This is a genomic window from Stenotrophomonas daejeonensis (assembly GCF_001431505.1).
Taxonomy (GTDB): Bacteria; Pseudomonadota; Gammaproteobacteria; order Xanthomonadales; family Xanthomonadaceae; genus Stenotrophomonas; species Stenotrophomonas daejeonensis.
In genome coordinates this window covers 1-5,095 of sequence record NZ_LDJP01000046.1, presented here as the reverse complement: position 1 = coordinate 5,095, position 5,095 = coordinate 1, and the positions used below count along the sequence as shown (strand labels likewise).

Here is a 5,095-nt window from a genome sequence, read left to right as displayed (position 1 = left end):
CCCAGAACGACCGCGCGCGTTACCTGCAGGCGTTCTGGAAGCTGGTGAACTGGGATTTCGTCGGCGCGCAGTTGCGGTAACTGCACGCGTGGATGCGGGGCCTGCCCCGCATGAAGCGTTACCGGTGAAGCCCGTGCCGTTGCAGCGACGGGGCTTGCCCCGCCGGGGCCTTGTCGGTGAGGCCCCGTGCCGGGCAAGCCCGGCACCTACGTGCAGCCACGGTGAGGCGGCTTATGTAGATGCGGGGCTTGCCCCGCATGGGGCTTTCCCGGTGAAGCCATGTGCCGGGCAAGCCCGGCACCTACGGTCGTGGGGCTTTCCGGCAACGCCCTGTCGCGACTCACGTCGCTCCTACGGCCGGCTGCCGTGGTTGGCTCAACCGCGCAGCGCGCGGACCACCGGTTCGACCTGCGCCTGCCGCCCCAATGCATTGCCGATACGCTCCAGCGCATCGGCCAACGCCCCCGCATCGTCGGCGCGCAGGTTGGCATGGCCGACCTTGCGGCCTTCGCGCGGCTGCTTGCCGTAGTCATGCCAGTGGCCGGCCGGCTCGGCCAGCACCGCATCGGCATCGGGCATCGCGCCGATCCAGTTCAGCATGCAGGCCCTGCCGAGCACGCGGGTATCGCCCAGCGGCAGGCCCAGCACCGCGCGCAGGTGGTTCTCGAACTGCGAGGTTTCGGCGCCGTCGCTGGTCCAGTGGCCGGAGTTGTGCACGCGCGGCGCCATCTCGTTGGCCAGCAGTTCGTCGCCGCGACAGAACAGTTCCAGCGCGAACACGCCCACGTAGTCCAGGTGCTCGGCCACGCGGCGGGCGTAAGCGATGGCGGTGTCGTGCTGCGCGGCCGTCGCCACGGCCGGGGCCAGGCTGGCCGACAACACGCCGTCCACATGCCAGTTGCCGGTCAACGGCCAGGCGCGGAACTCGCCATCGCGGCCACGCACGGCCACCACGCTGACTTCGCGGTCGAAGGCGACGAAGCCTTCGAGGATCAGGCCGGTCGTTTCAACCTGCGCCCCCAGCGCCTGCCATGCGGCATCGACGTCGGCCGCGCCGCGGATGCGGAACTGGCCCTTGCCGTCGTAGCCCAGGCGGCGGGTCTTGAGGATGCACGGGGTGCCGAACCCGGCCACCTTCGCCGCCAGTTCGTCGCGGCTGCGGATATCGGCGAACGGCGGCAGCGGGATGCCCAGCTCGCGGAACAGGGTCTTCTCGCTGAGCCGGTCCTGCGCCACGGCCAGCGCCGCCGGGTTCGGGAACACCGGCTTGCGCTCGGCCAGCCAGCGCGCGCTGGCCGCCGGCACGTTCTCGAAATCGAAGGTGACCACGTCCACCTTGCCGGCAAATTCGGCCAGCGCGTCCAGGTCGTCGAACGCACCCACCTGCAAAGGCGCCAGTTGCCCGGCGCAGGCGTCGGCGGCCGGGTCGAACACCACGAAACGCAGGCCCAGCGGCGCGCCGGCCAGCACCATCATGCGGGCCAGTTGCCCGCCCCCCAGGATGCCTACCGTGGTCATTGGCGCGGGTCGTCCGCGGCCATCACGTCGGCGGTCTGGCGCGCGCGGAAGGCCGCCAGCGCCCCGGCGATCGCCGGTTGTTCCGGTGCCAGCACCGCCGCGGCGAACAACGCCGCATTCGCGGCGCCGGCATTGCCGATGGCGAAGGTGGCCACCGGGACGCCGGCCGGCATCTGCACGATCGACAACAACGAATCCATGCCGTTCAGCGCCTTGGACTGCACCGGCACGCCCAATACCGGCACCGCGGTCTTGGCCGCGAGCATGCCCGGCAGATGCGCGGCGCCGCCGGCGCCGGCGATGATCGCGCGCAGCCCGCGCGGGCCGGCTTCATCGGCATAGGCGAACAGCACGTCCGGCGTGCGATGCGCCGACACCACCTTCACTTCGTAGGGAACGCCCAGCGCGTCGAGCTTCTGCGCCGCATGCTGCATGGTCTCCCAGTCGGAGCGGGAACCCATGACGATGCCGACGAGCGGCATGGGGGAATTGGGGGTCATTGGCCGTCACCTGCTGCAAAGACGTATTCTAGCCGCCTTCCACGCAAGACCACGACCCGATGGACCGCAAACTGCTCGACCTGCTCGTTTCGCCCGACACCCGCCAGCCGCTGGCCCTGCTGGACGGCGCCGGACTGGAAACGTTGAACGCGGCCATCGCCGCCGGCGGCGTCGTTCGCGCGGACGGCAGCGCGCAGGCGCAGCCGCTGCGCGAGGCGCTGGTCACCCGCGACCGCAAGCAGGTGTTCCGCGTCGAGGACGGCATCCCGGTGCTGCTGGCCGAAGAAGCCATCGCCACCGCGCAGATCGACGGCTTCGCGGGCAAGTGATGCCGCCGCGACCGCCGGCCGCACCGCCGCAGGAACAGGTCGACGCCGACGTCGCCCGCGCCCTGGCCGAGGACATCGGTAGCGGCGACGTCACCGCCGCGCTGCTGCCCGACGCCGCCGACTGCGCCTACCTGCTGTGCAAGCAGGACGCGGTGATCGCCGGCCGCCCATGGTTCGACACCACCCACCGCGCGCTCGACCCGCAGGTGCGGATCGACTGGCGGGTGCGCGAAGGCGACCACGTCGTGGCCGGCACCGTGCTGGCCACGTTGCAGGGCCGCAGCCGCGCGCTGGTCAGCGCCGAGCGCACCTCGCTGAATTTCCTGCAGACGCTGTCGGCGACCGCCACCACCACCGCGCGATACGTCGCGGCCGTGGCCGGTACCGGGGCATGCATCCTCGACACCCGCAAGACCCTGCCCGGCCTGCGCGTGGCGCAGAAGTACGCGGTGCGCTGTGGCGGCGGCGACAACCACCGCATGGGCCTGTTCGACACGGTGATGCTGAAGGAAAACCACATCCGCGCCGCCGGCTCGCTGGCCGCCGCGGTGCAGGCCGCACGTGCGCAGCAGCCCACCCTGCCGCTGGTGGTGGAAGTGGAAGACCTCGAACAGTTGCAGCAAGCCCTGGCCGTTGGCTGCGAGCGCATCCTGATCGACGATTTCACCCCGGCGATGCGCCGCGACGCGGTGCGCATCGTTGCCGACCTCGCTCCCGAAAAGCGCATCCCGCTGGAGGTCTCCGGCAGCGTCGGGCTGGACGGCCTGCGCGCGATCGCCGAGGACGGCGTGGACTGCATTTCCATCGGCGGGCTGACCAAGCACGTGCAGGCCATCGACCTGTCGCTGAAGCTCGGGCCGCCACCGGGCTGAGGCTGCCCCGCGCACGACGTCGGGCAGGCGCGAACATCTCGGACATGCCCGCCCACGCGCCTGTCACCTCCCGCCCGGCAAGATGCTCCCGCCCCCGACTGGAACCCGACGTGCCCTTTCGCTTCCTGTCCTGCTGCCTCCTGCTGCTCGCCGCCACCGCCGCACATGCGCTGGAGGTCTGCGACCTCCCGCCACGCCACGGCACCGGCGCGACCGCCCAGACCATCGTCCGCACCGCCTGCAACGAACACCGGCTGTGGCAGCGCGCCTTCATCGACCGCGATGGCCGCATCGCCCACCTCGGCACCACCGAAGCGGAGAACGAGAGCCTTGCCGACGACGGGCTCGTCGCCTGGCAGCGTGTGGCCGGCTACTGGCGCGAGAGCGGCACGCTGTCGGCAATGGCGGCCCATCCCGGCGCACAGAGCTGCCTTGCCCCGCCCGGCGAGCGCGCCACCGACAACGACTGCCGCGCCTTCCTGCTCGACAACCCGTGGTCGGCCGCCTTCGTCGCCTGGGTGATGACCCGCGCCGGCGTGCCCGGCTTCCTGCGCTCGCCGCGCCACATCGACTACATCCGCGCCGCCTACGGCGGTGGTGCCGGCGCCGTTCCGTACCGCTTCGGCGACCCGGCAACGGACAAGCCCGCGCCGGGCGACCTGTTGTGCTTCCTGCGCGACCGCGACGGCGTCCTGAGCCATGCGGGACTGGTGCAGGCACTGGCGGCCGGCCGTACCGACCGCTGGAAGTCGCATTGCGAAGTGGTCGTCGCCGCCAATCCCGGGGGCGACCGCACCCTGTACCTGATCGGCGGCAACGTCGCCAACACGGTCATCATGCGCAAGCTGCCGCTGGAACGCACCGGCAGGCTCGACCTGCCCCCGCTCCCGGCAAGCGGGCCGGAGCCGCAACCGGGGTGTTCCCCCGGCCGCGAGGAAGCCTGCGACTTCAACCGGCAGGACTGGGCGGCGCTGCTGAAGCTGTCCGTCCCCGAGCCGGCAGAAACTCCGTAGCATCCCGGGACATCCGGCGGACACCCGCATGCCCCAGGCCGCGTCTGTACCGGACCGGGCTGCATCCCCGCATGGTTCCGCTTCGCCGCGCCGCCGCCTAAAGTAGCGCCATGCCCACCCTGCTGCTCCTGATGATCTTCGGCGCCCTCGCCTACGCCTTCTGGGATTTCTCCCGGGCAGCGGCCGAACGCGCCACCGAACTTGGCCGCAATGCCTGCCAGGCCGCCGACGTGCAGTGGCTGGACCAGAGCGTGCATGCCACCGGGCTGCGCCTGTGCCGCCTGCCCAACGGCTGGCTGGGCTTCGAGCGCACGTTCCGGTTCGACTATTCCCATGACGGCATCGAGCGCCACAGCGGGCGCATGGTGCTGCGCGGCCGCGAGCTGGTCGCATTCGTCGGCCCGGCCAGCGCCCGGATCAGCACGCTGCGCCAGGGCACCGAAGAAGCCGAAGACGTGTAGGTGCCGGGCTTGCCCGGCACGGAGCTGTACCGGGAGAGCTTCATGCGGGGCATGGCCCCGCATCTACGTGGCGCGCTTGGGCCGTTGCTCGTTCGTGGATATCCGTAGGTGCCGGGCTTGCCCGGCACGGGGCTGTACCGGGAGAGCTTCATGCGGGGCAAGCCCCGCATCTACGTGGCGCGCGTGGGCCGTTGCCCGTCGTGGATATCCGTAGGTGCCGGGCTTGCCCGGCACGGGGTTGTACCGGGAGAGCTTCATGCGGGGCAAGCCCCGCATCTACGTGGCGCGCGTGGGCCGTTGCTCGTTCGTGGATATCCGTAGGTGCCGGGCCTGCCCGGCGCGGGGCCTTCCCGACAACAGTCTCTTTTACAACTCCACCGCTGCCTACGAGACACAAGGTGA

Annotated in this window: 7 protein-coding genes; 5 read left to right on the top strand and 2 right to left on the bottom strand. The window is 71.1% G+C overall.

The genetic code is table 11. The features are described 5' to 3' along the window. The coding region (locus ABB34_RS14880) for a Fe-Mn family superoxide dismutase (protein ID WP_275452838.1) at positions 1-80 on the top strand (80 nt) is incomplete at its 5' end. Between the two features lie 295 nt (positions 81-375). On the opposite strand, the gene ABB34_RS08250 is transcribed toward ABB34_RS14880, so the two are convergent. Further along, positions 376-1,518: a 5-(carboxyamino)imidazole ribonucleotide synthase gene (locus ABB34_RS08250; RefSeq protein ID WP_057640837.1), complete on the bottom strand. Its 1,143-nt coding sequence runs from the start codon at positions 1,516-1,518 to the stop codon at positions 376-378. After that, entirely contained in the window at positions 1,515-2,018 is a 504-nt protein-coding gene (purE, locus tag ABB34_RS08245; protein WP_057640836.1) for a 5-(carboxyamino)imidazole ribonucleotide mutase, read from the bottom strand. The genes ABB34_RS08250 and purE overlap by 4 nt, the downstream gene beginning before the upstream one ends. Positions 2,019-2,077: 59 nt before the next feature. Between purE and ABB34_RS08240 the strand changes: the two genes are divergently transcribed. The 4 genes from ABB34_RS08240 to ABB34_RS08225 all read left to right on the top strand — a co-directional run bounded on the left by ABB34_RS08240 (position 2,078) and on the right by ABB34_RS08225 (position 4,693). Further along, a complete protein-coding gene (locus ABB34_RS08240; protein WP_057640835.1) occupies positions 2,078-2,347 on the top strand; it encodes a Trm112 family protein in 270 nt (89 codons plus the stop codon). After that, a complete protein-coding gene (nadC, locus tag ABB34_RS08235; protein WP_057640834.1) occupies positions 2,347-3,219 on the top strand; it encodes a carboxylating nicotinate-nucleotide diphosphorylase in 873 nt (290 codons plus the stop codon). Before ABB34_RS08240 ends, nadC begins: the two co-directional genes overlap by 1 nt. Before the next feature lie 110 nt (positions 3,220-3,329). Further along, the gene (locus ABB34_RS08230; RefSeq protein ID WP_245625423.1) at positions 3,330-4,232 is read left to right on the top strand and encodes a DUF2272 domain-containing protein; all 903 of its coding nucleotides are present in this window, start codon (positions 3,330-3,332) and stop codon (positions 4,230-4,232) included. A gap of 110 nt (positions 4,233-4,342) precedes the next feature. Next, a complete protein-coding gene (locus ABB34_RS08225; protein ID WP_057640833.1) occupies positions 4,343-4,693 on the top strand; it encodes a DUF3301 domain-containing protein in 351 nt (116 codons plus the stop codon). Positions 4,694-5,095 lie beyond the last annotated feature (402 nt).